This is a genomic window from Oleiphilus sp. HI0128 (genome assembly GCF_001635365.1).
This window is the reverse complement of sequence record NZ_LWGG01000224.1, coordinates 1-969: the sequence shown is the minus strand read 5'-3', so window position 1 is coordinate 969 and position 969 is coordinate 1. Positions and strand designations below refer to the sequence as shown.

Here is a 969-nt window from a genome sequence, read left to right as displayed (position 1 = left end):
TACGGCAGCATCGGCAGCCAGTTGAGCGTTCTTGCTGAATCATTGGGCATGAAGGTCTACTTCTACGATGTAGTAACCAAACTTCCTTTGGGTAATGCAACGCAACTTGATTCTATGGAAGACTTGCTTGGCATGTCTGATATTGTCAGCCTGCACGTACCTGAAACCGGTGCAACACAAGACATGATGGGACCAGAACAGTTTGCTCAAATGAAAGATGGCAGCATCTTCATTAACGCAGCTCGTGGAACAGTTGTTGTAATTGACGCATTATGTGAAGCACTTAAGTCTGGCCGAGTATTGGGCGCCGCAGTGGATGTATTCCCTGTAGAGCCTAAGTCAAACAACGAAGAATTTATTTCTCCTCTTCGCGAGTTTGATAACGTTATCCTAACGCCTCACGTTGGTGGTAGCACAATGGAAGCGCAAGCCAACATTGGTTTCGAAGTTGGTGAGAAGCTAGCTACCTATAGTGATACTGGTACTTCTATCACTTCGGTTAACTTCCCTGAGGTTGCGCTACCATCTCACCCAGATAACCACAGAATTCTTCATATTCATGAGAACATTCCGGGTGTTATGTCCGAGATCAACCAAGTGCTATCTGAAAACAACATCAACATTCTAGGTCAATACCTTCAAACCAACGAAGGCGTGGGTTATGTTGTAATTGATGTTAATAAAGAGTGCAGCGGTCTAGCGAAAGACAAGCTAAAAACAGTCAACGGAACGATTCGTTGTCGAGTTCTGTTCTAGAAACAATTCGATCCGCAAAAAGCAAAAAGCAAAAAGCCGCATCTCATTTGAATGCGGCTTTTTTACTTCTAAATTAAGACTTAATTCTAACGAAAAGCGCTTATGCCTTGGATGCTGAGCCTTTATTACGAACCTTAGTTACCTTCTTGGTCACTTTTTTGCCTGCCTTTTTTTCCTCAACAATACTCGTCGTGGAATTTGCATTAAACTCAC

Annotated in this window: 1 protein-coding gene; it reads left to right on the top strand. The window is 43.1% G+C overall.

The genetic code is table 11. The features are described from left to right. On the top strand, positions 1–756 hold a 756-nt coding region (locus A3763_RS03050), incomplete at its 5' end, for an NAD(P)-dependent oxidoreductase (RefSeq protein WP_304440779.1). Positions 757–969: the final 213 nt, after the last annotated feature.